This is a genomic window from Pseudomonas sp. PKS, from assembly GCF_051913525.1.
Taxonomy (GTDB): Bacteria; Pseudomonadota; Gammaproteobacteria; order Pseudomonadales; family Pseudomonadaceae; genus Aquipseudomonas; species Aquipseudomonas guariconensis_D.
The window spans coordinates 112,011-135,895 of record NZ_JBEGDO010000005.1; the positions used below are offsets into that span (position 1 = coordinate 112,011).

General features: G+C 61.7%; 22 protein-coding genes, 1 tRNA gene and 1 pseudogene. 7 read left to right on the forward strand and 17 right to left on the reverse strand.

Annotated features, from left to right (window positions below):
* Positions 1-38: 38 nt before the first annotated feature.
* Positions 39-1,268 carry a hypothetical protein gene (locus ABOA88_RS07455; RefSeq protein ID WP_232905536.1) on the reverse strand — a complete coding sequence of 410 codons (1,230 nt, stop codon included), beginning with the start codon at positions 1,266-1,268 and terminating at the stop codon, positions 39-41.
* A 439-nt stretch (positions 1,269-1,707) separates the two neighbouring features.
* Positions 1,708-2,265, reverse strand: a complete 558-nt coding sequence (locus ABOA88_RS07460; protein WP_125853905.1) for a TetR/AcrR family transcriptional regulator — start codon at positions 2,263-2,265, stop codon at positions 1,708-1,710.
* Positions 2,266-2,444: 179 nt separating this feature from the next.
* Between ABOA88_RS07460 and tmexC the strand changes: the two genes are divergently transcribed.
* From tmexC to ABOA88_RS07480, 4 genes and pseudogenes are all read left to right on the forward strand, one after another.
* On the forward strand, positions 2,445-3,608 hold the full coding sequence (gene tmexC / locus ABOA88_RS07465; protein WP_037009368.1) for a multidrug efflux RND transporter periplasmic adaptor subunit TMexC: 1,164 nt from the start codon (positions 2,445-2,447) through the stop codon (positions 3,606-3,608).
* A 15-nt stretch (positions 3,609-3,623) separates the two neighbouring features.
* The gene (locus ABOA88_RS07470; RefSeq protein ID WP_027591160.1) at positions 3,624-6,758 is read left to right on the forward strand and encodes a multidrug efflux RND transporter permease subunit TMexD2; all 3,135 of its coding nucleotides are present in this window, start codon (positions 3,624-3,626) and stop codon (positions 6,756-6,758) included.
* Between the two features lie 4 nt (positions 6,759-6,762).
* A complete protein-coding gene (locus tag ABOA88_RS07475; protein WP_003152694.1) occupies positions 6,763-8,196 on the forward strand; it encodes a multidrug efflux transporter outer membrane subunit TOprJ1 in 1,434 nt (477 codons plus the stop codon).
* A 429-nt stretch (positions 8,197-8,625) separates the two neighbouring features.
* Positions 8,626-9,594, forward strand: a pseudogene (locus ABOA88_RS07480) (DUF4113 domain-containing protein); the annotation flags it as partial.
* A gap of 13 nt (positions 9,595-9,607) precedes the next feature.
* Here the strand turns inward: ABOA88_RS07480 and ABOA88_RS07485 are convergent.
* From ABOA88_RS07485 to thrS, 10 genes are all read right to left on the reverse strand, one after another.
* Positions 9,608-10,579, reverse strand: coding sequence for a YagK/YfjJ domain-containing protein (locus tag ABOA88_RS07485; RefSeq protein WP_367851729.1), 972 nt, complete (start codon positions 10,577-10,579; stop codon positions 9,608-9,610).
* Positions 10,580-11,024: 445 nt separating this feature from the next.
* Positions 11,025-11,101: transfer RNA gene (locus ABOA88_RS07490), tRNA-Pro, on the reverse strand.
* Positions 11,102-11,201: 100 nt separating this feature from the next.
* Entirely contained in the window at positions 11,202-11,558 is a 357-nt protein-coding gene (locus ABOA88_RS07495; protein ID WP_043213594.1) for a MerR family transcriptional regulator, read from the reverse strand.
* Positions 11,539-11,841 carry an integration host factor subunit alpha gene (gene ihfA / locus ABOA88_RS07500; protein WP_003250679.1) on the reverse strand — a complete coding sequence of 101 codons (303 nt, stop codon included), beginning with the start codon at positions 11,839-11,841 and terminating at the stop codon, positions 11,539-11,541. The genes ABOA88_RS07495 and ihfA overlap by 20 nt, the downstream gene beginning before the upstream one ends.
* 3 nt (positions 11,842-11,844) lie before the next feature.
* Entirely contained in the window at positions 11,845-14,226 is a 2,382-nt protein-coding gene (pheT, locus tag ABOA88_RS07505; protein WP_367851730.1) for a phenylalanine--tRNA ligase subunit beta, read from the reverse strand.
* A gap of 31 nt (positions 14,227-14,257) precedes the next feature.
* Complete coding sequence (gene pheS, locus ABOA88_RS07510; protein ID WP_043215859.1) at positions 14,258-15,274, reverse strand: phenylalanine--tRNA ligase subunit alpha; 1,017 nt, start codon at positions 15,272-15,274, stop codon at positions 14,258-14,260.
* Positions 15,275-15,385: 111 nt separating this feature from the next.
* On the reverse strand, positions 15,386-15,742 hold the full coding sequence (gene rplT / locus ABOA88_RS07515; protein WP_003250671.1) for a 50S ribosomal protein L20: 357 nt from the start codon (positions 15,740-15,742) through the stop codon (positions 15,386-15,388).
* A 28-nt stretch (positions 15,743-15,770) separates the two neighbouring features.
* Positions 15,771-15,965: a 50S ribosomal protein L35 gene (gene rpmI / locus ABOA88_RS07520; protein WP_003250667.1), complete on the reverse strand. Its 195-nt coding sequence runs from the start codon at positions 15,963-15,965 to the stop codon at positions 15,771-15,773.
* Between the two features lie 60 nt (positions 15,966-16,025).
* On the reverse strand, positions 16,026-16,577 hold the full coding sequence (gene infC / locus ABOA88_RS07525; protein WP_170831750.1) for a translation initiation factor IF-3: 552 nt from the start codon (positions 16,575-16,577) through the stop codon (positions 16,026-16,028).
* Positions 16,577-18,499, reverse strand: coding sequence for a threonine--tRNA ligase (gene thrS, locus ABOA88_RS07530; RefSeq protein ID WP_070091785.1), 1,923 nt, complete (start codon positions 18,497-18,499; stop codon positions 16,577-16,579). The genes infC and thrS overlap by 1 nt, the downstream gene beginning before the upstream one ends.
* Before the next feature lie 333 nt (positions 18,500-18,832).
* On the opposite strand from thrS, the gene ABOA88_RS07535 reads away from it, so the two are divergent.
* Together ABOA88_RS07535 and ABOA88_RS07540 are read left to right on the forward strand one after the other, a co-directional pair.
* A complete protein-coding gene (locus ABOA88_RS07535; protein WP_196170377.1) occupies positions 18,833-19,135 on the forward strand; it encodes a hypothetical protein in 303 nt (100 codons plus the stop codon).
* Between the two features lie 162 nt (positions 19,136-19,297).
* The gene (locus ABOA88_RS07540; RefSeq protein WP_070091905.1) at positions 19,298-19,510 is read left to right on the forward strand and encodes a cold-shock protein; all 213 of its coding nucleotides are present in this window, start codon (positions 19,298-19,300) and stop codon (positions 19,508-19,510) included.
* Between the two features lie 135 nt (positions 19,511-19,645).
* Here ABOA88_RS07540 and ABOA88_RS07545 read toward each other — a convergent pair whose 3' ends face one another.
* On the reverse strand, positions 19,646-19,969 hold the full coding sequence (locus tag ABOA88_RS07545) for an I78 family peptidase inhibitor (protein ID WP_070571896.1): 324 nt from the start codon (positions 19,967-19,969) through the stop codon (positions 19,646-19,648).
* 272 nt (positions 19,970-20,241) lie between these two features.
* Here ABOA88_RS07545 and ABOA88_RS07550 point away from each other — a divergent pair, with 272 nt between their 5' ends.
* Positions 20,242-20,454, forward strand: a complete 213-nt coding sequence (locus tag ABOA88_RS07550; protein WP_043214792.1) for a hypothetical protein — start codon at positions 20,242-20,244, stop codon at positions 20,452-20,454.
* On the opposite strand, the gene ABOA88_RS07555 is transcribed toward ABOA88_RS07550, so the two are convergent.
* From ABOA88_RS07555 to ABOA88_RS07570, 4 genes are all read right to left on the reverse strand, one after another.
* Entirely contained in the window at positions 20,426-21,433 is a 1,008-nt protein-coding gene (locus ABOA88_RS07555) for a nucleoside hydrolase (RefSeq protein WP_367851731.1), read from the reverse strand. The two genes, ABOA88_RS07550 and ABOA88_RS07555, sit on opposite strands and share 29 nt — an antisense overlap.
* 114 nt (positions 21,434-21,547) lie before the next feature.
* Positions 21,548-21,946, reverse strand: coding sequence for a D-ribose pyranase (rbsD, locus tag ABOA88_RS07560; protein ID WP_070571893.1), 399 nt, complete (start codon positions 21,944-21,946; stop codon positions 21,548-21,550).
* Positions 21,943-22,851, reverse strand: a complete 909-nt coding sequence (gene rbsK / locus ABOA88_RS07565; RefSeq protein WP_367851732.1) for a ribokinase — start codon at positions 22,849-22,851, stop codon at positions 21,943-21,945. The genes rbsD and rbsK overlap by 4 nt, the downstream gene beginning before the upstream one ends.
* A gap of 9 nt (positions 22,852-22,860) precedes the next feature.
* Positions 22,861-23,883, reverse strand: coding sequence for a LacI family DNA-binding transcriptional regulator (locus ABOA88_RS07570; protein WP_196170383.1), 1,023 nt, complete (start codon positions 23,881-23,883; stop codon positions 22,861-22,863).
* Positions 23,884-23,885 lie beyond the last annotated feature (2 nt).

Sequence of the window (23,885 nt, forward strand, 5' to 3'; positions counted from 1 at the left end):
TCAAGCGACTTCTCCTATCCCCTGGGAACACATCAATCTTACCGGAGAATATCGTTGGCCAAAGCCTTAGCGTAGGATTTCGCCCTCTCCCGCAAACGACCCCAGGGATGTTCAGGGTATGCCGTCTGCTGAGAGAAAGCCTCAGCGGCTCGGTACATCGTTTGCCAGAGTTCAGCTCCTGTGCCTTCCAGCAGCGTGGCGGTGGGTGAGGACGTTACCGGCAACTCCATGGCGTTCAGTGTGTCTCGATCCTGAAGACGCGCTTGCGCCAGTTGCATGGCGAGATGCGCGGTTTTTTCCGTTGTAATCAGTTCCTTTGCCCGTGCTATGGCACGATCATTCACCCAGCGCTGGACTTCCTCGGCTCGACGCTGCGCCTGGTCCAAGCGTGTCGCCAAACGTTCCAAGGCCAGCGCCTGCGGCACAGGATCGCTTTCCAGTAATGTCCGCTTCAGAAACTCCAGTCGCCGGAGTTCATCGTCACCGACCGTCCCTAATCGAGCAAGCACGGCGCGGTCCGAGTCCCCACCTAATTTGGCGATGTAGCGGCCGACTTCGGTGTCACCCTTCAGCGGTTCGAATTGCCGGGTATCCAGAGCCAAGGCATTGCGTTCGGTCCCAATCCGTGCCTGTAAATCACGCTGAAGTAGGACCAGGCGCGTCAGATGAGTGAGTCCGTAGGGCTGAAATGCAGGGGTCCCTTCCGCGTCGATGTAGTCATTGGCACAGGCCGCGTCGTAGACCGAGACCGAACTCAAATGCAAATGGGCCGGCCCGTTCTGGACCCAACGTGCGGTTTCCGGAGTGCCATCCACCAAAATGGCGAAATCTGCTGATGGCAGTCTAGCTGGGGTTGCCGCCCCAAAAGCGTCGGGCAGGACCTCCACCCGATGCCGAGCGTTGCAGGCATTCTTGAAGACGCGGGCGTAGCCGGATTTGCCGGCGCCGTTATGACCAAAGAAAATGGTCATGCCCTCCGGTGCGAGGTCAAAGGCACGACCGGACGGGAAGCCGTTTACCTGGTCTAGCCCCGAGACACCCACCAACCGCACGGTTGCGCCACTTCCGGCGCCTGGTACGTCGTCCAGCGTGAATGGCCGTGCTCCCCCCGTGGTTGCGTCTTCCCGTTCTTGCTCGCGAACCATTCGCAGAATGGTCTCGATGTCATCTTGGGTTAGTTCGGCCCGGGCAAATATCCGGCGCAGTGCTTCCTGCTGCCAGGGTCTGAGTCCGCCGGCCCACCCAATAATCTCGTCCAACAATGGCATATCCGTCTCCTTTCCAGATCCGCCGATTAAAGGCCGCGCCCAGTTGGATGGCAAGTGGCCAGCGCCTTCGAGGTGCTTCGCCGTGTTCCGTTTGCCTGCCTTCCTGACCGCCACCCTAGTGGCTTGTCCGGTCGTGACGCTACACGGGCAGAATTTCTGCATGCTGGCCAGTATCAAGCCGCTCTAAAGTCCGCTACCGGAAAGCGCTGTTTAGCGGTGAGAGACGGGGAAAGTGCGGAAGCTACTACCGACGCAAGCGATGTGGTGAGCAGTCCTCAGGTATGTGCGAAATTGCACTCCTCTTGACCACCAATTTGGGTTGGCGTTGACCACGGATTGCGTTCAACTTGACCAGGGCGTGTCACTGTCACGACCGTCAGAGAACGGCCAAAAACGGACACCGCCAACCCGTTGGAAAAAAACTGAGCGTTGCTTTCCGTTAAGTTTGGTAGTTGCAAGCCCCGTTCAGGAAGAATTGCTCGATCAACGCCGCCATACCTGCGCGTGCGATACGGCCGCGGCGCTCGGCGTCTACCAGGCCGAAGATCAAGGAGGAGAAGATTTCGGTAAGCGCCGGGGCACCGATATCGATACGGAATACGCCCAGTTTTTGCCCGCGTAGAAAGAACTCGTCCAGCGTTTCTGAGTAAGGCAGCCATCGGCAGCCGCCTGCATCTAAATCAAACGTGTCCGGGCGCCACTGAAATGAGAGGAAAACCAACAACTCCCTGTGAGTCAAATGGCCTTCGATCAGGCGATGCAATGCGTCCAAGGGCGCCGACTCAAGATCGGTATCGGCAATGACCCGATAAATAACCACCGAACCATGATCCAGAAGCATCTCGATCAGGTTGTCGCGGGTGCCGCAAAACCTGTTTAGCGTCGCCTTGCTGACTCCCGCTGCCTGGGCTATTTCTTTGAACGTGGCTCGCGGGTGGTCAACGATGGCGATCGCCAGGGCCTTCAGCAATTTCTCATCGGCAGCAGTTAAATCCATCGGTCACTCTTTATCTATCGCAGGCAGATGCGGGTATTTTGCCTAGAACACTCATTTTTCTCAAAGAGGATACTAGCTTTGTTCACACCAAAATCAAATGAGTCAATATTGACTCATTTGATTTTGGTGTGGATCATGCGCGGCTTCGACTACGTACTGGCTTCGTGCTTGGGTGAGATATGAACAAATTTCGCGAGTGGATCACTTTTTCCGTGATCTCCTGTTTGGTCGCCGTGACCCTGGTTGGCTGCGACAAGCCCGAAGAGCAAGGGGAGGAGGCGCCGGCGCGTGAAGTCGATGTGCTCAGCGTGCAGACCGAGCCCTTCACCGTGGTTGCCGAGCTACCAGGACGCATCGAGCCGGTGCGTGTCGCCGAGGTGCGCGCGCGGGTGGCGGGGATCGTGCTCAAGCGCACCTTTGAGGAAGGGGCCGACGTGAAGGCCGGCGACGTGCTGTTCCAGATCGACCCTGCGCCGTTCAAAGCGGCCCTGTCGCGGGCGCAGGGTGAACTGGCCCGCGCCGAGGCGCAGTTGTTCCAGGCCCAGGCGATGGTTCGCCGATACGAGCCGCTGGTGAAGATCAACGCCGTCAGCCAGCAGGATTTCGACAACGCCAAGGCCGCTCTGCAGAGTGCCCAGGCCGACAAGCGATCGGCCCAGGCCAATGTCGAAACCGCCCGCCTGGACCTGGGCTATGCCGAGGTTCGCGCACCCATTGCCGGACGCATCGGCCGAGCCCAGGTCACCGAAGGGGCGCTGGTAGGCCAGGGTGAGGCGACTCTGCTAGCGCGTATCCAGCAACTTGATCCGGTGTACGCCGACTTCACCCAGCCGGCTGCCGACGCCCTGCGCCTGCGCGCGGCCATCGCCGAGGGCAAGGTTGCCGGCGCTAGCGACCAGCCGTTGTCGCTGCGCGTCGATGGTACCGATATCGAGAGCAAGGGCACGCTGCTGTTCACTGATATCTCGGTGGATCGCAGCACCGGGCAAATCGCCCTGCGAGGGCAGTTCGACAACCCCGAGGGCGTGTTGCTGCCGGGTATGTACGTGCGTGTGCGCACGCCGCAGGGGCTCAACCAGAACGCCATCCTGGTGCCGCAACGTGCCGTGCAGCGTTCGGCTGACGGTCAGGCCAGCGTGATGCTGCTGGGGCAGGGCGATACCGTCGAGGCGCGCCAGGTCACCACCGGTGCCATGCAGGGCTCGCGCTGGCAGATCAGCGAGGGCCTGCAGGTCGGCGACAAGGTGATCACCAGCTCGCTGGCGGCTATCCGTCCGGGCGCCAAGGTCATCCCCCGCGAGCAAGATGCCGCCGAAGCCGCTCCACAGTCCCAGGCGCAGTAAGCCGGAGAACCTCTCATGTCCCTGTTTTTCATCCGGCGCCCCAATTTCGCCTGGGTAGTCGCCCTGTTCATCTCGCTGGGTGGCCTGCTGGCCATCCCGTTCCTGCCGGTGGCGCAGTACCCCAACGTGGCGCCGCCGCAGATCACCGTGACCGCCACCTATCCCGGCGCTTCGGCGCAGGTGCTCACCGACTCGGTGACCAGCGTCATCGAGGAAGAACTCAACGGCGCCAAGAACCTGCTGTACTTCGAGTCCACCAGCAACGCCAACGGCATCGCCGAGATCACCGTCACCTTCCAGCCAGGGACCGACCCCGAACTGGCCCAGGTTGACGTGCAGAACCGTCTGAAGAAGGCCGAGGCACGTATGCCGCAGGCCGTGCTGACCCTCGGCATCCAGACCGAGCAGGCCACCGCCGGCTTCCTGCTGATCTATGCGCTGAGCTACACCGATGGCGACAAGGACGCCAACGTCACGGCGCTGGCCGATTACGCCGCGCGCAACATCAACAACGAAATCCGTCGCGTGAACGGCGTCGGCAAGCTGCAGTTCTTCGCCTCCGAGGCGGCCATGCGCGTGTGGATCGATCCGCAGAAGCTGGTCGGCTACGGCCTGTCCATCGATGACGTGAACAACGCGATCCGCGCGCAGAACGTGCAGGTGCCGGCCGGTGCCTTCGGCAGCACGCCGGGTTCCAGCGAGCAGGAGCTGACGGCGACCCTGGCGGTCAAGGGCACCCTGGACAACCCGCAGGAATTCGCCGCCATCGTGCTGCGTGCCAACCAGGACGGCTCGCGCCTGACCCTGGGCGACGTGGCACGCATCGAGGTCGGCAGCCAGGACTACAACTTCGGCTCGCGCCAGGACGGCAAGCCCGCCGTTGCCGCCGCCGTGCAGCTGTCGCCCGGTGCCAACGCGATCCAGACCGCCGAGGCGGTCAAGCAGCGTCTGACCGAGCTGTCGGCCAACTTCCCGGACAACGTCGAGTTCTCCGTGCCGTACGACACCTCGCGCTTCGTCGACGTGGCCATCGACAAGGTCATCATGACCCTCATCGAGGCCATGGTGCTGGTGTTCCTGGTGATGTTCCTGTTCCTGCAGAACGTGCGCTACACCCTGATCCCGTCCATCGTCGTGCCGGTGTGTCTGCTTGGTACCCTGACCTTCATGTACCTGCTGGGCTTCTCGGTGAACATGATGACCATGTTCGGCATGGTGCTGGCCATCGGCATCTTGGTGGACGACGCCATCGTGGTGGTGGAGAACGTCGAGCGGATCATGGCCGAGGAAGGCCTGGCGCCGGTGCCGGCGACCATCAAGGCGATGGGGCAGGTGTCCGGGGCGATCATCGGTATCACCCTGGTGCTGTCGGCGGTGTTCCTGCCGCTGGCCTTCATGGCCGGCTCGGTGGGGGTGATCTACCAGCAGTTCTCGCTGTCGCTGGCGGTGTCGATCCTGTTCTCGGGCTTTCTTGCGCTGACCTTCACCCCGGCGCTGTGTGCCACGCTGCTCAAACCGATCCCCGAGGGCCATCACGAGAAGACCGGTTTCTTCGGCTGGTTCAACCGCAAGTTCACCGCCCTGACCGGCCGCTACACCAAACTCAACGGCAAGCTGGTGCCGCGCGCCGGGCGGGTGATGTTCATCTACCTGGGCGTGGTGGTGCTGATGGGTTTCTTCTACCTGCGCCTGCCGGAATCCTTCGTGCCGGTGGAAGACCAGGGCTACATGATCGTCGACATCCAGTTGCCGCCAGGCGCTACCCGTGAGCGCACCTCGGCCACGGGTGAGGAGCTGGAAGAGTTTCTGATGGCCCGCGAGGCCGTGCAGACGTCCTTTCTGGTCCTCGGCTTCAGCTTCTCCGGCATGGGTGAGAACGCGGCCATTGCCTTCCCGCTGCTCAAGGACTGGTCCGAGCGAGATTCTTCGCAGTCGCCGGAAGCCGAGTCGGCTGCGGTCAACCAGCACTTCGCCAACCTCGATGACGGCGCGATCATGGCGGTGCCGCCACCGCCGGTCGAAGGCCTGGGCAACTCGGGTGGTTTCGCCCTGCGCCTGCAGGACCGCGCCGGCCTTGGCCGCGATGCCCTGTTGGCAGCGCGCGATGAAGTGCTGGGCAAGGTCAACGGCAATCCGAAGTTCCTCTACGCCATGATGGAAGGTCTGGCCGAGGCGCCGCAGCTGCGCCTGGTGATCGACCGTGAGCAGGCCCGCACGCTGGGTGTCAGCTTCGAAGCGATCAGCAGCGCGCTGTCCACTGCGTTCGGCTCGTCGGTGATCAACGACTTCGCCAACGCCGGCCGCCAGCAGCGCGTGGTGGTACAGGCCGAACAGGCCGAGCGCATGACGCCGGAAAGCGTCCTGCGCCTGCATGTGCCCAACGACAGCGGCAGCCTGGTACCGCTGAGTGCTTTCGTCACCACGAGCTGGGAGGAAGGCCCGGTGCAGGTCGCGCGTTACAACGGTTACCCGTCGATCCGCATTGCCGGTGACGCCGCGCCCGGCGTGAGCACTGGCGAGGCGATGCTCGAACTGGAGCGCATCGCTGCCGAGCTGCCCGAAGGTATCGGCTACGAGTGGACCGGGCTTTCGTATCAGGAGCGGGTCGCCAGCGGCCAGGCGACGATGCTGTTCGCGCTGGCCATCACCGTGGTGTTCCTGCTGCTGGTGGCGCTCTACGAGAGCTGGGCGATCCCGCTGACGGTGATGCTGATCGTGCCGGTCGGCGCACTCGGCGCGGTACTGGCGGTGACTGCCATCGGCCTGCCCAACGACGTGTACTTCAAGGTCGGCCTGATCACCGTGATCGGCCTGGCGGCGAAGAACGCCATTCTCATCGTCGAGTTCGCCAAGGACCTGTGGGAAGACGGCTACTCGCTGCGCGATGCCGCTGTCGAAGCCGCGCGCCTGCGTTTCCGCCCGATCATCATGACCTCCATGGCGTTCATGCTCGGCGTGGTGCCGCTGGCCATCGCCACTGGCGCCGGCGCTGCGAGCCAGCGCGCACTGGGCACCGGGGTGCTGGGCGGGATGCTCAGCGCGACCATGCTCGGGGTGATCTTCGTGCCGATCTTCTTCGTCTGGGTGCTGTCGCTGCTGCGCACCAAACCTCAGCAAACCGACAACCATCCCCTGCATAAAGCGGAGTAATGCGATGACCTCTCACTTCATGCTCCGTCGCGCTCTGCTGCCCCTGGCCATCGCCGCCCTGGCGGGGTGTTCGCTGGCCCCGACCTACGAGCGCCCGCAGGCACCGGTCGCGTCGCACTGGCAAGCCGCCGACGCGGAGGGCGCCCGTGCCCAGGCGCTGGACTGGCAGACCTTCATCGTCGATGCCGACTTGCGCCGCGCGGTGGATACGGCGCTGAGCAACAACCGCAGCCTGCGCCAGGCGCTGCTGGATATCGAAGCTGCGCGTGCCCAGTACCGCATCCAGCGTGCTGATCGCCTGCCTTCGATCAACGCCAATGCCAGCGGCAACCGCCAGCGCCTGCCTGCCGATCTGTCGCAGACCGGGCGCTCGGAAGTGACCAGCAACTATCAGGTCGGCCTCGGCCTCGCGGAGTACGAAGTCGACCTGTTCGGCCGCGTGCGCAACCTCTCCGAGGCCGCGCTGGAGACCTACCTGGCGACCGAGGAGGCGACCCGTGCCACGCAGATCAGCCTGGTTGCCGAGGTCATCCAGGCCTACCTGACCCGCGATGGTGCGCTACGCCGCATGGCCCTGGTCGAACAAACCCTGGACAGCCGCATGGCCTCGCTGGAGCTGGTCAGCCAGCGCCGTGCAGCGGGGGCCGCCACCGCCCTGGATTACCAGGAAGCGGTCGGCCTTGCCGAACAGGCTAGGGCCGAGCGCGAGAGCACCGAACGCCAGTTACGCCAGGCGGACAACGCCCTGGTCCTGTTGCTCGGCACGCCAGATGCCGCTCGCCTGCTGCCCGCGACGCCCCGCGACGACCTGATGGTGCTGCAGGACATCGCCCCCGGCACCAGCTCGGAACTGATCGAACGGCGCCCGGACATTCTCGCCAGCGAGCACCGCCTCAAGGCGCGCAATGCCGATATCGGTGCAGCTCGCGCCGCGTTCTTTCCCCGGATCAGCCTGACCGGTTCGGTGGGCAGCTCCAGTGCCGAGTTGTCCGGATTGTTCGATGGCGGCTCGCGGGCCTGGAGCTTTGCCCCGACGCTGTCGCTGCCGATCTTCGCCGGTGGCCGCAACCGCGCCAACCTGGACCTCGCCGAAGTGCGCCAGGACGCGGCGGTGGCCGACTACGAAGGCACCATCCAGACCGCCTTCCGCGAAGTGGCCGATGCCCTGGCCGCCACCGACACCCTGCGCCGCGAGGAGGCTGCCCGCCAGGCTCTGGCCGGTTCCAGCGAGGCTGCGATGGCCCTGGCTAAGGCGCGTTACGAGGGCGGCGTGGACGACTACCTGCGTTATCTTGACGCCCAGCGCAGCACCTTTAGCAACCAGACCACACTAATTCAAATCAGCACGGAACGGCAGATTGCGCTGGTTGACCTGTTCAGGTCTCTGGGCGGTGGCTGGGGCCAAACTGAACCGATGGCCGGGATCGGCGCTGAGTGAGCAAAGCCAGGAGTCCTGCATCCGAAGACCGGACTCTGGCTCCATCACCGGTGAGCTACTGGTCATCGACGGGGCAATCGTCTGATCGAGAATAAGACTGTCTGACGACTGGCAGGCCTATGGATTATTGGTGGCAGCAGCTAACGGCTCTATAAAGAGCTGCAAAAAATCACTGTAACGCATGATTGACTGACTGCTTCTGGCCGGTTTCTGCCTGTTGCGTCTCTGCTGCCCACTGGCCAAGTCGGATGCACGCGGTGGTCAGTACCAATGCAATTGACTGGTCAAATGGGTGCAATTGCGCAGGTATGGACTTCAAGCCCCAATTTCCTGGAAAAGAGGTTCTTTCTATGGACATCCGACATCAGAGATTGAGTAGCGGAATGTCTGAGCTGAAGTCATGTCCATGGCTGTTCTTCTTTCCTTTACATCGACGAGGCCTTTGCCGATATGACCGGTCTACCCGAACCGCTGGAGTCGATAGGCCGTCAGGTACAAGCAGAGATCAGGCAGAAGACCGGCATACCCGTTGGAATTGGTATCGCCACCACCAAGACACTGGCCAAGCTCGCCAATAACGCTGCCAAGCGCTGGCAAAAGCAAACTGGTGGCGTAGTAGACATCCGCGATCCGATTCGTCGCGACAAGCTGCTCAAGGCAATGCCTGTAGAGGAAGTCTGGGGTGTTGGTCACCGCATGCGTGCGCACCTGGAAGGCATGCAAATCAAGACAGCTTGGGACTTGGCACAGATGGATGCCTGGACACTGCGCAAGCGATTCAACGTCGTGGTCGAGAAAACTGTGCGCGAACTGCGCGGCCTGGCGTGCCTGGAGATCGAGAACGAAATCGAACCCAAGCAAGAGATCTGCAGTAGTCGCTCATTCGGCAAGCGCCTGCGTGAGCTACCCCCTATACAGGAGGCCGTCACCAGCTATGCGACGCGCGCTGCTGAAAAGCTGCGCAAGCAGGAGTCGCTCTGCAGACAGGTGCGGGTCAGTCTGCGCACCGGGATGTTCAACCCAACCGAGGCTAAATACGCCAACGGCGTCCTCTGCCAACTGCCCTACCCAACCGACGACAGCCGACTGATCATCAAGGCCGTCCAGGCTGGATTGCAGCAGGTCTTCAGAGAGGGTTTCAGCTATGCCAAGGCTCAGGTGATGCTGTTGGATCTGTGTCGCAAGAATGAGTACACGCCGGATCTGTTCGCCCCCGAGCAGCCCGTGAAAACCGAGAGACTGATGAGCACTCTGGACGCGATCAACAATCGTTGGGGGCGAGGTACCCTGCAGCCTGGACGCATCGCTAAGCCAGTCGAGTGGGCTATGCGAAGAGAATTGCTCTCCCCCGCATACACCACTCGCTGGTCTGAGCTGATGGTTGCGAAGGCCAAGTAGCCTTGCCATTCACTTATCCGCGACGAGCACGGCTCAGAGTCCCCTTACGCAGGCAGCGTGCTCCCGCAGGCTTCAAGCGCAGGTGCTGATCGTCCTTGACTAGGTATTTCATGGCGTAGTGCGTATGGGGCCGTCTCGACTGATCGTCCCTCTGGATCTGGCCAATGCCTAGCTTGTCGCCGTACTGATCCTTGTCGTGATTGCAGCTATGGGCATAGCCCTGACGGCGAGTGACCTCCTCCCATAGCTCACTGATCTCAATCGCCTTACAGACATCCCGGCACACTATGTTGCCATTGAAGAAGTAGGCTGCATGGATGTGGTAACCCCTACTGTCATTTCGATCCCCCTGCTCCACGGCGTAGATGTAGCCGATAAGGTGCTTGAAGATCGGATGGCGGTGGTGCTTGGTAATCAGGGCATCCAAGTGATCGAACACTTGCTCGATACGCAGCCTGGCTTGAGCCTCAGACCAGTAGTACAGGTTCAGCCTGATGATCGTCGTACGCGAGTATCGACTCATCATCGCATCCGTGTACTCGGTAATGTCCCTATCCTGCTGCTTGGCTAACCCCTGTCGGTCCCACTTCCTACGCCGATACCACTGCTCTCGTGTCAACTCACGGATCCGTTCTGTGAGTACGTTCATGCTCTGCTGATGACTGAGCCAGTACGTCCCCGTCTCACTCATGCAGACAGGGCCATTGGGTGAACGCTGAAGGCCGATGTCGTCACAGGCTTCCCGGAACGCCTGCAGGTGCTCGCTGTAGTCGTATGGCACTCGGTCATCGAACAGGTTGTACATCTGCTGGACGTTGGTGAAGTACCGGGAGAGTCTGGTCTGCTCGACCTGCTCATAGCCTGACCGTTTGTGCGTAATCCGGAATGCGGGTGTATCGCTGCGGTCGATAGCCTGGACGAGTGACTCGATCTGCAGGGCTATGTCGGACTGGGATAGGTGGGTGTTGTGCTTGCGGTTGGTCATGGTTCAGTACCTGATTGGTTGATGGTGCATATCAGGTAAGTGGTCACTGTTTCTTTTTACTGGTCTTCTTTCCCTCTGGTGTAGTCAGTGGTGATGGGTAGTGATGGTTAGTAAGAGTTGGTAGTTAATAGCTATTAGCTATATCAATAGATGCAGCCATGCCTACCTCCGCTCCTCCCGATCAGGCCAGGCAACGGGGAGCAACATTGCTTGGCCTGTCGAGAGAAATTCTGGATTGAGCTTTGGGAGAGTTAGCTGAGTGGTGCACCGGCTTAGCAGAGCCGCAAGATGGCCTAAGCGGTGACGAGGCTGACGTGAAAAAATCAGATTAGGGCTAACGGTGACCCAACGGTGACCAAAACGCAGAATTCTGGACGGCAGCTGAAAACCATCAGGCATAAAAAAATCCAGTCACCGTTAAGTGACTGGATTTTCTAGGGTTTTTTGGTCGGGACGGAGTGATTCGAACACTCGACCCCTTGCACCCCATGCAAGTGCGCTACCGGGCTGCGCTACGCCCCGACATCATTCTCGATACTGCTGAGAACGGTGAAGAATCTACCCTAACCTTTTGAATAATGGAAGCTTTTTTTCAAAAGACTTTCCATTCATCGGGTTCGGTTCACTTCTTCAACACCACCAACACATCCTCCAACTCGGCAATCATCTGCCGGATAAGTTGTTTGTACTGGGTAGTGTCATCCTTGGCCTCGTCACTGGAGAGGCGCAGTCGCGCCCCGCCGATGGTGAAGCCTTGGTCATACAGCAGCGCGCGGATCTGGCGGATCATCAGCACGTCTTGGCGCTGGTAATACCGTCGGTTGCCGCGGCGCTTGACCGGGTTGAGTTGCGGGAACTCCTGTTCCCAATAACGCAGCACGTGCGGTTTTACCGCACAGAGCTCACTGACCTCACCGATGGTGAAGTAGCGCTTGCCCGGAATGGGGGGCAGCTCGTCGTTATGGCTTGGTTCCAGCATAGGCCTCAACCCGGGCTTTCAGTTTTTGCCCTGGACGAAAGGTGACGACGCGGCGAGCGGTGATCGGGATCTCTTCCCCTGTCTTGGGGTTGCGGCCCGGCCGCTGGCGTTTGTCGCGAAGGTCGAAGTTGCCGAAACCGGACAGCTTGACCTGCTCGTTCTCTTCAAGTGCGTGCCGAATTTCTTCGAAAAACAGCTCGACCAGCTCCTTGGCCTCTCTCTTGTTGAGCCCCAGCTCCTCGTACAGCCTTTCGGCCATCTCAGCTTTCGTCAGAGCACCCATACGCTATTTCCTTAACGTGGTGTTCAACCTTTGTTCAAGCGAGGTGAGGATGTTTTGCAGGGTAGTGTTCACCTCATCGTCGTTAAGAGTGCGCGATGGATGCTGCCAGGTCAAGCCGACGGCCAGGCTTTTTCTATCAGGATCAATGCCTTTACCCTGGTAGACGTCAAACAGCCTGAGGTCTGTGAGCCATTCGCCCGCATTGTCACGAATTACTTCAAGCACGGAGCTAGAAGCAACATCACGTCCTGCGATCAAAGCCAGGTCACGCCTCACTTCTGGGAACTTGGACAGTTCGCTGAACTTCGGCAGACGGCCTTCGACCACTTCGCCCAGTACCAGCTCGAAGACGAACACCGGACGCTCCAGGCCCAGGGTCTTGGCGAGCTCTGGGTGGATAGCGCCGATGTAGCCGACTTCCTTGCCGTCGCGCTCGATGCGGGCGGTCTGGCCAGGATGCAGGGCTGGGTGCTTGCCGGCGACGAACGTGAAGTCGTCCAGGGCGCCCGAGTAGCCCAGCAGGGCTTCCACGTCGGCTTTCACGTCGAAGAAGTCGAGGCTGTCACGGCCGTTCGCCCAGCCTTCCGGCAGGCGGCTGCCCGTGGCGACGCCAGCGATCATCGGCTGCTGCTTGAGGTCGCCCAGTTGGCCGACGAAGCGCAGGCCGCTTTCGAACAGCCGTACGCGGTCCTGCTGGCGGTTGAGGTTGTGCTGCAGCGCCTTGACCAGGCCCGGCCATAGGGACGCGCGCATGGCGGCCATGTCGCTGGAGATGGGGTTGGCCAGCAGCAGCGGCTCGACGCCCGGGGTGAACAGCTCGAACAGTTTGGGGTCGATGAAGCTGTAGGTGATGGCTTCCTGGTAGCCGCGGGCGACCAGCAGGCGGCGCAGGGTCGGCAGCTCGCCACGGGCTTCCGGGCGGGTCTGCGGGGCCAGGCGGGCTTGCGGGTAGCGGACCGGCAGGTTGTTGTAGCCGTACAGGCGGGCCAGCTCTTCGATCAGGTCGACTTCGAGGCTGATGTCGAAGCGGTGGCTTGGGACTTCGACAGTCCACTGCCCTGCCCCATCAGCGCTGGTTTTCAGCCCCAGGGCGTTGAGCAGTTGCTCGACCTGGGCGGCGGCCATGTCCATGCCAAGCATCTGGTTGATGCGATCAGCACGCAGGGTGACCGGCGCGACCTTCGGCAGGTGCTGCTCGCTCAAGGCCTCGACAATGGGGCCGGCTTCGCCGCCGACAATCTCGAGGACCAGGGCGGTGGCGCGCTCCATGGCTTCACGGGCCAGCTGCGAATCGACGCCGCGCTCGTAGCGGTGCGAGGCATCGGTGTGCAGACCGTAGGAACGGGCCTTGCCTGCGACGGAAATCGGCTCGAAGAAGGCGCTTTCCAGGAAGAGGTCGCGGGTCTTCTCGGTGTTCACGCCGCTGTGTTCGCCACCCATGACGCCTGCGATGGCCAGGGCGCGGGTGTGGTCGGCGATGACCAGGGTGTCGGCACGCAGGGCGACTTCCTGGCCATCCAACAGGACGAGCTTCTCGCCCTCCTCGGCCATGCGCACGCGGATGCCGCCGTTGATTTCGGCGAGGTCGAAGGCGTGCATCGGCTGGCCGAGCTCGAGCATCACGTAGTTGGTGATGTCGACAGCGGCGTCGATGCTGCGCACGTCGCTGCGGCGCAGGCGCTCGACCATCCACAGCGGGGTCGGCTTGCTCAGGTCGACGTTGCGGATGACGCGGCCCAGGTAGCGTGGGCAGGCCGCCGGCGCGCAGACTTCGACCGGGCGCACTTCGTCATGGGCCGGGGCAACGGCAGGCACTTGAGGACGGGTGACCGGCACGTCGTACAGGGCGCTGACGTCGCGGGCCAGGCCTGCGATGGACAGGCAGTCGCCGCGGTTCGGGGTCAGGCCGATTTCGATGCTGGCGTCGTCCAGGTTCAGGTACTGGCGAATGTCTTCGCCGACCGGGGCGTCAGCCGCCAGCTCCAGCAGGCCGTCGTTCTCTTCGCTGATCTGCAGCTCGGCGGCCGAGCACAGCATGCCGAAGGACTCGACGCCACGCAGCTTGGCCTTCTTGATCTTGAAGTCGCCCGGCAGTTCGGCGCCGATCATGGCGAACGGGATCTTGATGCCTGGGCGCGCGTTCGGAGCGCCGCAGACGACCTGGAAGGTTTCCTGGCCGTTGCTCACCTGACACACGCGCAGCTTGTCGGCGTCCGGGTGTTGTTCGGTGGCGAGGATCTCGCCCACCACGATGCCGCTGAACTGGCCGGCAGCGGGGGTCACGCTGTCGACTTCAAGGCCGGCCATGGACAGGCGGGCGACCAGTTCGTCACGGGAGACTTGCGGGTTTACCCAACCGCGCAGCCACTGTTCACTGAATTTCATGCTGTTCTCCTAGAAAGTGCGTCGATTGGGCCTAGCGGAATTGGGCGAGGAACCGCAGGTCGTTGTCGAAGAACAGACGCAAATCGTTGACGCCATAGCGCAGCATGGCCAGGCGCTCGGCGCCCATGCCGAAGGCGAAGCCCTGGAACTCTTCCGGGTCGATGCCGGACATGCGCAGCACGTTCGGGTGGACCATGCCGCAACCCATGACTTCGAGCCAGCCGGTCTGCTTGCACACGCGGCAGCCATTGCCGGAGCACATCACGCACTGGATGTCGACTTCAGCCGAAGGCTCGGTGAAGGGGAAGAACGACGGACGGAAGCGTACCGCCAGTTCTTTTTCGAAGAACACGCGCAAGAACTCTTCGATGGTGCCCTTGAGGTCGGCGAAGTTGATGCCGCGATCGACCAGCAGGCCTTCGACCTGGTGGAACATCGGCGAGTGGGTAATGTCCGAGTCGCAGCGATAGACGCGGCCCGGGCAGACAATGCGGATCGGCGGCTGGCTGGACTCCATGGTCCGCACCTGCACAGGCGAAGTGTGGGTGCGCAGCAGCATGTTGGCATTGAAGTAGAAGGTGTCGTGCATCGCCCGGGCCGGGTGATGGCCGGGGATGTTGAGCGCTTCGAAGTTATGGTAGTCGTCTTCGACCTCAGGGCCTTCGGCGATGCCGTAGCCGATGTGGGTGAAGAACTGCTCGATGCGCTCGAGGGTACGGGTGATCGGGTGCAGCCCGCCGGTGGTCTGGCCACGGCCTGGCAGGGTCACGTCGATGCATTCGGCGGCCAGGCGAGCGTTGAGCTCGGCTTCTTCGAAGGCAGCCTTGCGTGCGTTGAGCACGTCGGTGACGCGCTCTTTGGCGTCGTTGATCAGCGCGCCGACTTTCGGGCGCTCTTCGGCTGGCAGGTTGCCCAGGGTCTTCATCACCTGGGTCAGCTCGCCTTTCTTGCCGAGGTATTGGACCCGGATCTGTTCCAGGGTAGTGATGTCTTCAGCGCGTTCCACGGCCTCGAGGGCTTGGGCAACCAGCGCGTCCAGGTTTTCCATGTACAGACTCCAGATACGAAAATAGGGGAAGAGCTTTTGAAGGCTCTTCCCCTATCGATGACGTTTTACACCCGACGACGCAAAGCGCCGCCGGATGATTGTCGTGGGTACTTAAGCCAGGACGGCTTTAGCTTTCTCGACAATCGCAGCAAACGCCGCTTTTTCGTTCACTGCCAGGTCGGCCAGAACCTTGCGGTCGATTTCGATCGACGCTTTTTTCAGGCCAGCGATCAGACGGCTGTAGGACAGACCGTTGGTGCGGGCACCGGCGTTGATACGAGCGATCCACAGAGCGCGGAACTGACGCTTCTTCTGGCGACGGTCACGGTAGGCGTATTGGCCAGCCTTGATGACAGCCTGCTTGGCAACGCGGAATACGCGCGAGCGTGCACCGTAGTAGCCTTTAGCCAGTTTCAGAATTTTCTTGTGACGCTTACGAGCGATGACGCCACGCTTTACACGAGCCATGAGTAACTTCCTCTATCGTTGACCAGAATTAACGTACGCGCAGCATGCGCTCGACTTTTGCCACGTCAGACGGGTGCAGCAGGCTGGCACCGCGCAGTTGACGCTTACGCTTGGTCGACATTTTGGTCAGGATGTGGCTCTTGAAAGCGTGCTTGTGCTTGAAGCCGGAAGCGGTTTTCAGGAAACGCTTCGCAGCACCGCTCTTGGTTTTCATTTTTGGCATGTTGGAACTCCGCATTCGATAAAATTACACATAATCATCAGGCCTGCCGTGCCCGGGAGATTACTTCTTCTTTTTGGGGGCGATGACCATCATAAGCTGGCGTCCTTCCATCTTCGGATGCTGCTCAACGGTGCCGTATTCGGCGAGGTCAGCTTCGACCCGCTTCAACAGCTCCATGCCCAGCTCCTGGTGGGCCATCTCACGGCCGCGGAATCTCAGAGAGATCTTGGCCTTGTCCCCATCGCTAAGGAAACGTACCAGGTTGCGTAGTTTTACCTGGTAATCCCCTTCTTCCGTCCCTGGACGAAACTTGATTTCTTTGATCTGGATCTGCTTCTGGTTTTTCTTGGCTTCGTTGGCCTGCTTCTTCTTCTCGAAGAGGTGCTTGCCGTAGTCCATGACCTTGCAGACAGGCGGTTGCGCGTCTGCAGAGATCTCCACCAGATCCAGCTTCGCTTCATCAGCGATACGCAGCGCTTCATCAATCGAGACGATGCCAATCTGCTCGCCGTCAGCGCCAATTAACCGAACCTCGCGTGCCGAGATATTCTCGTTGATCGGGGCTTTCGGTGCAGTTCGTTTATCGTTTCTCATTTCACGCTTAATAGTCATTACTCCGATTCTAGGCGACCGCGCTGAGCCACGGCGTCAGCGAGCAGTTGGGTGAATTGGGAGACGGGCATGGAGCCCAGGTCTTTGCCATCACGGGTACGCACTGCAACGGTCTGCGTTTCGACTTCGCGGTCCCCTATAACCAGAAGGTATGGGACCTTGAGCAAAGTATGCTCGCGGATTTTAAAGCCGATCTTCTCATTTCTCAAGTCGGACTTGGCACGGAAGCCAGCCCCATTGAGGGATTTTTCCACTTCGAGTGCGAAATCGGCCTGCTTGTCGGTGATGTTCATGATCACCGCCTGGGTCGGGGCCAGCCACGCCGGGAATACGCCCGCGTAGTGCTCGATCAGCATGCCGATGAAGCGCTCGAAGGAACCGAGGATCGCACGATGCAACATGACCGGGCGCTTACGGTTGTTATCTTCGGCGATATAGCTGGCATCCAGACGCTCCGGCAGGTTCGGATCGTACTGCAGGGTGCCGCACTGCCAGTTACGGCCAAGGCAGTCACGCAGGGTGAATTCGATCTTCGGACCGTAGAAAGCGCCCTCGCCCGGCTGGTATTCCCACTCCAGGCCCGACTCGTTCAGCGCATCGGCCAGGGCGCCTTCGGCGCGGTCCCACAGCTCTTCGGAGCCCACGCGCTTGGCGGGACGGGTCGAGAGCTTCATGGCGATGTCGGTGAAGCCGAAGTCCTTGTAGACATCCAGGGTGAGCTTGATGAAGTCGGCCGCTTCTTTCTTCACCTGATCTTCGGTGCAGAAGATGTGGGCGTCGTCCTGAGTGAAGCCACGCACACGCATGATGCCGTGCAGGGCGCCGGACGGCTCGTTACGGTGGCAGGCACCGAACTCGGCCAGGCGCAGCGGCAGGTCACGGTAGGACTTCAGGCCCTGGTTGAACACCTGCACGTGGCACGGGCAGTTCATCGGTTTTACCGCGAAATCGCGACTTTCCGACGAAGTGGTGAACATGTTCTCGGCGTAGTTGGACCAGTGGCCGGAACGCTCCCAGAGGATGCGGTCGACGACCTGCGGCGTCTTGATCTCCAGGTAGCCGTTTTCGCGCTGCACACCACGCATGTACTGCTCGAGCACCTGATAGACGGTCCAGCCGGCCGGGTGCCAGAAGACCATGCCCGGAGCTTCTTCCTGCAGGTGGAAGAGGTCCAGCTGCTTGCCGATCTTGCGGTGGTCGCGTTTTTCGGCCTCTTCGATGCGCTGGATGTAGGCAGCCAGTTGCTTCTTGTCAGCCCAGGCGGTGCCGTACACACGCTGCAGCTGCTCGTTCTTGGCATCGCCGCGCCAGTAGGCACCGGACAGCTTGGTCAGCTTGAAGGCTTTGAGGAAGCGGGTGTTCGGCACGTGCGGGCCACGGCACATGTCGACGTATTCTTCGTGGTAGTACAGGCCCATGGCCTGTTCGTCCGGCATGTCCTCGACCAGGCGCAGCTTGTAGTCTTCGCCACGGCTCTTGAACACGTCGATGACTTCGGCGCGCGGGGTCATCTTCTTGACGACGTCGTAGTCCTTGTCGATCAGCTGTTGCATGCGCTGTTCGATGGCGGCCATGTCTTCTGGGGTGAAGGGGCGCTCGTAGGCGATGTCGTAGTAGAAGCCTTCGTCGATCACCGGGCCGATCACCATCTTGGCGGTCGGGTACAGCTGTTTCACTGCGTGGCCGACCAGGTGGGCGCACGAGTGACGGATGATCTCCAGTCCCTCTTCATCTTTAGGGGTGATGATCTGCAGGGTGGCGTCGTTCTCGATCAGATCGCAGGCGTCGACCAGCTTGCCATCGACCTTGCCGGCCAGGGTGGCCTTGGCGAGGCCCGCGCCAATGGAGGCGGCGACTTCGGCAACGGTGACGGCCTTGTCGAACGTACGTTGACTGCCATCGGGAAGAGTAATTACGGGCATGGCGCCTCCTCTCCTAGTGGTGACCCCTACCAAAGGTCACATGGGTTGGGATGAGCCAGTACAAGATCCGACCTGCCTTTCCCGCGGGAAAGCCTGCCTCACAGTGGCAGGAGCCTTTCGGCCAACCAGGGACGAACCAGAGTGACTGGAAAGAAAAATGGAAAACAGCTGCCAGGGTGCAGCTGCAAGCCGAGCATGCTAGCACGCGGCTTGGGCGGCAGGCAGAAATATTTGGAAATTAAGCCGTCTGGGTGAACTTGTTTGGAAAATTCCACCTCAGAGTTTCTGAAGCATCCTACTCTTGATGAGATCTAACCCAAGGAGTGTGTGGTTATGCGACTTCAGTCTCTTCTGGCCCTGACCGCCGCCAGCGCCCTGCTGCTGCCCCTGGCGGCACATGCCGAGTGGCCTGCCGGCAAGAAAGGCGCCTATATGGAGCAGTGCGTCCAGGTGGCGTCGGCTCAAGGTGTCGATGCAAAAACAGCGGACCAGCACTGCAAGTGCGGCGCTAATGCGATCGAAAAGAACTTCACCAAGGCGGAAATCGAAGACCTGGACAGCAAGGACGGCGTCGACGCCAAGTTGATGCAGCGGGCGCAAACCGTGGTACGTCAGGCCTGCGCACCGAAAAGCTGAGCCTTTTTTGCGGGGCAATCCACGCATTATTTGCCGTGGATCAGTATCCTGCGAAGGTAACAGGCGCTAGATACGCAGAATTAGACTATGATGTCGCCGGTGCTGCGTAGCCTCGGCAACATCGCACCTCGAAAAAAAACCATGTTTCTGGAGATTCACCCCATGTCCAATCGCCAAAACGGCACCGTCAAATGGTTCAATGATGAAAAAGGCTACGGCTTCATCACCCCAGCAGGCGGCGGCGACGACCTGTTCGTACACTTCAAGGCCATCGAAACCGACGGCTTCAAGAGCCTGAAAGAAGGCCAGTCCGTTTCCTTCGTTGCCGAACGCGGTCAGAAGGGCATGCAGGCTGCGCAGGTTCGTCCGGAGTAATTCGGATCGAATACAAAAAACCCGCCTTCATGGCGGGTTTTTTGTGGGTGTTCGCTTTTGGCAGCGGGAAGCCATTGCCTTGGATTTACCCGCGAATGCGATAGTGAAACCACCGACGCATTCGCAGGCGAAGCCTCAACCGCAGTTGACGCGGGTCACCACACCTTTGTCATCGACGTTCAGGTTCAGCCGCTCGGAGCGGTATTCCAGGGTGATCACGTCATGAGGCTTGAGGATGCGTGCCAGTTGCGAACCGCTGGCCTTGCGCGCCTGCTCCAGCAGCGCCGGGGTGGCCTGCTTGCCGATGGTGAAGTCGGCGCCGCTGGCCTCGCAGCGACCGCCGTTGTCGGCCGAAGTGCCTGGGGCCTTGTCGCCACCGCTAGAAGAACCGCCTGTGCTGCAACCTGCCAGGACTGCAGCCGCCAGCAAGGTCGCCAGGTAAGCACGGGTACGGAACATGAATCCTCCTAATCATCATGGGAACTGTCTCATGCGACAGCTCCGCTCAACTTTTGTTGCAAAACCGGGCAAGTCTGCCTGAACCGGCCCCTGATGGCGAAAGGGAATCGTGACTGGATTTTGCGCCATACGCCTGGCGGTTTATTCGCCAGCGGTCGTGCGACGAATGCAAAGGCATGATTTACTGCAACAACCGGAGCGCAGCACGCCTCCCTTCGAACGCCAGGGTCCGGTGTTCGACCCTTAGCCCAGGCTTGCCACGAGAGCCTCCCATGAGCAGCCACAGCATCGACGCCGACATCAAGGTCAAATGGGCCGAGGGCCAGAGCGCCTACAGCCCCAGCACCCCTGAAGAACTGCTGCTGATCGCCATCGACTTGTTGGTCCGCGACCGCGGCAGCGAAGCAGCGCGCAGCTTCATCGAGCAGGTGTTCGAGCGCTACGCCCCGCACGCCGCTATTGCAATCGAGCCAAGCGCTCGCTGAGCAGGTCGAAAAAACCCTGGGCATCGCCCTCGTTCAGCCACAGCACATTGGCCGGACACTTGAGCACCGCGTACCAGTCAACGATGGTCTGGCCAAAGGTCGGGCCTTCACGGCTGTCGACCTCCAGGTGGGCCCGCCTGCCGCTGAACAGCTCGGGCTGGATCAGGTAGGCGATGACACTGGCATCGTGCACCGGGCCACCAGGCATGCCGTACAGGTCCATGTCGTGCTTGACGTAGGCGTCGAGAATATCCACCACACGCTGACTGGCCTGATTGTTGATGGCCGCCAATTGTTTGAAGCGCGCTTCGCTGGTAATCACCTTGTGGGTCAGGTCCAGGGGCACGTAGGTGAGCTTGACGCCGCTGGCCAGCACCACCTGCGCAGCATGGGGGTCGGCGTAGAGGTTGAACTCGGCCACCGGGGTTATGTTGCCGCCATTGAAGTGAGCACCACCCATTACCACCACTTCCTTGATGCCTTTGGCGATCTCGGGCTTCTGGATCAACGCCAGGGCCAGGTTGGTCTGCGGGCCGAGCATGGCCAGGATGATGCTGTGAGGCTCGGCGTGGGACAGCGTATCGACCAGGTACTGCACGGCATTGCCCTGGGCCAGCCCCTGTTTGGGCTCGTGGACCTTCACCCCCTCCAGGCCCTCCCGACCATGGATATCGTCAGCGTAGATCGGCTTGCGCACCAGCGGGCGCCCTGCCCCGGCGTAGACCGGGATGTCTTCGCGCCCAGCCCATTCCCGCGCGAGGCGAGCGTTGCGCGAGGTCTTGTCCAGGCGCACGTTGCCGGCCACGGTGGTGATGGCGCGGATGTTCAGGTCCTCGGGCGAGGCCATGGCGAGCAGCAGCGCGACGACGTCGTCGGCACCCGGGTCGGTGTCGATGATCACATCCCGCGGGGCGGCCTGGAGGGTGGTGGTGGCCACGGCTGACATAAGGATGACTCCTTTGAGGAGGTGTTTGAGCATGGGGGCACTCCTTGTTGCCTTCGGTATTGGGGCCGGGTTGCGGCCCTTCGCGGGTAAACCCGCTCCCACAGGGTTCGGCGCAGGACCGGGCTTACCCGCGAGTGAGCCTTGACCTCAGAACGTGACACCCGCCACTAGCGCGATGTTGCTGTAGGGCTTGCACTCTCCGGTTCGCACCACGGCCTTGGCCCGGCGGCAGAGCTCTTTGAACGCTTGATGGGTCAGCAGCTCGCGCACGCCCAGTTGTCCTTGCAACCCCTGTACCTGCGCCAGGGCCGGTGGCGCCACCTCGAGCATCTGCTCGGCCAGCACATGCCGCTCCACTTGCATCTCTTCCAGCACCGCCTGCAACACACTGGCGAAATCCGGCACACCGGGCGTTACGGCCAGATCGATCAGTTCCACGCCCGGCGGCACCGGCAGCCCGGCATCGCCGATCACCAGGATGTCGCCGTGGCCCAGCCCGGCGATCACCCTGGACAACGCCACATTCAACAATCCGGTCTTCTTCATGGCGCAAGCTCCGCCAAATAGGGGATCGAAGGCTGGGCGCCCACGCGGGTCACCGACAACGCCGCGGCCCGCTGGCCGAAGGCGATGGCCTCGCCCTCCTCCAAGCCCCGCACCAGGCCGGCAGCGAAGCCGCCGATAAAGGTATCCCCCGCCGCCGTGGTGTCCACCGGCTGGACCACCGGGGCGGGAAAATGCCGGCTACCCGCAGGGCTGACGAACAACGCCCCCTGCGCCCCCAGTGTGACGATCACCTTGCCCGCGCCCAGTTGCAACAGCCGTTCACCCGCGCGGCGTGCGCTGTCGATGTCGGTCACCGGCAGCCCGGTCAAGGCTTCGGCCTCGCTCTCGTTGGGCGTGAGGTAATCGATGTGGGCGAACCAGTCCGACGGCAGCGGGCCGGTGGCAGGCGCGGGGTTGAGGATCACTGTCTTGCCCAGCTCACGCCCACGGGCCAGCGTCCAGGCCACCGTAGCCATGGGCACTTCCAGCTGGCAGATGATCACCTCGGCCGCCTGCAACAGAGCGTCGAAACGCTGCACGGACGCCGGCGTCAGTTGGCCGTTGCCACCAGGGATGATGACGATGGAGTTCTGGCTGGCGGCATCGACCATGATCAGCGCCACGCCGCTGGAGACGCCCGGACATACGCCCACCGCCTGGCAATCGATGCCCTCCTGCTCCAGGGCCTTGCGCAGTTGCTGGCCATAGGCGTCGTCGCCCACATTGCCGACCATGGCCACGTTGGCCCCGAGCCGAGCCACGGCCACCGCCTGGTTGGCGCCCTTGCCGCCGGGCACAGTGAAGAAGCTGTCGCCGGCCAGCGTCTCGCCGGGCCGGGGCAAACGCTGGGTGCGGGCCACCAGGTCCATGTTGAGACTGCCGACCACCACGACCTTGGCGCTCATGGTCACTCCTTAACGGTAATCATTGAACAGGTCCGGGCGCGGCCCGGTGGATTCACGCAGCACGATGCGCGGAGCGACGATTCGCTGCTCCACGCCGCCGCTGCGGGGTGTGGTGATGCGCGAGAGCAGCAGTTGCGCGGCGCTTTCGCCCAGCTCGCGGATCGACTGACCAACCGTGGTCAACGGCGGGTACACGTAGCGGCTGAGCTCGATGTCGTCGAAGCCGACCACCGACAACTCGCCCGGCACGTGGATGTTGCGCTCGGCCGCCGCACGCAACACGCCAAAACCGATCATGTCGTTGCCGGCGAAGATCGCCGTGGGCCGCGGGCCGTCGAGCAGGTGCACCGCGGCGGCGTAGCCACCGGGGCTGCTGAAATCACTGTGCAGAATGCGGTTTTCGACCTCCGCCACGCCCTGCTCGGCCATCGCCCGACGGTAGCCCGCCAGGCGCAACTGGGCAGGCCCTGAGTCGGCCGGCCCGCCGATGCAGGCGATGTCGCGATGGCCCAGGTCCAGCAGGTGCCGGGTGGCGAGGTAGCCGCCCTGTTCGTGGTCGATGCGTACCAGGTCGGCATCGATGCCATCCAGGGCGCGATCGACGATGACCATCGGCGTGCGCACGCAGGCCAGGCTTTCCAGCAAGTCGCTGTCCTGGCCGACCGAGGCGACGATCAGGCCGTCAATGCGCTTTTCCAGCAACACCCGCAGGTAGCTGCGCTGCTTTTGCGGGTTGTCGTCGGAGTTGCAGAGGATCACGCAATAACCGTTGCGCTCACAGCCGTCCTCGATACCCCGGGCCAACTCGGCGAAGTACGGGTTGACGCTGTTGGGCACCAGCAGGCCGATGGTGGCGGTGCTACGGGCCTTGAGCGAACGGGCAACGGCGCTGGGCACGTAGTCGAGCTCGGCGATGGCCGCCTCGACCTTCAGGCGCACATGCTCGCTGACCGGGCGGGTCTTGTTCAGTACATGGGACACGGTGGTGTAGGAAATACCTGCCAGTGCCGCGACGTCTTTGATGGTTGCCATGG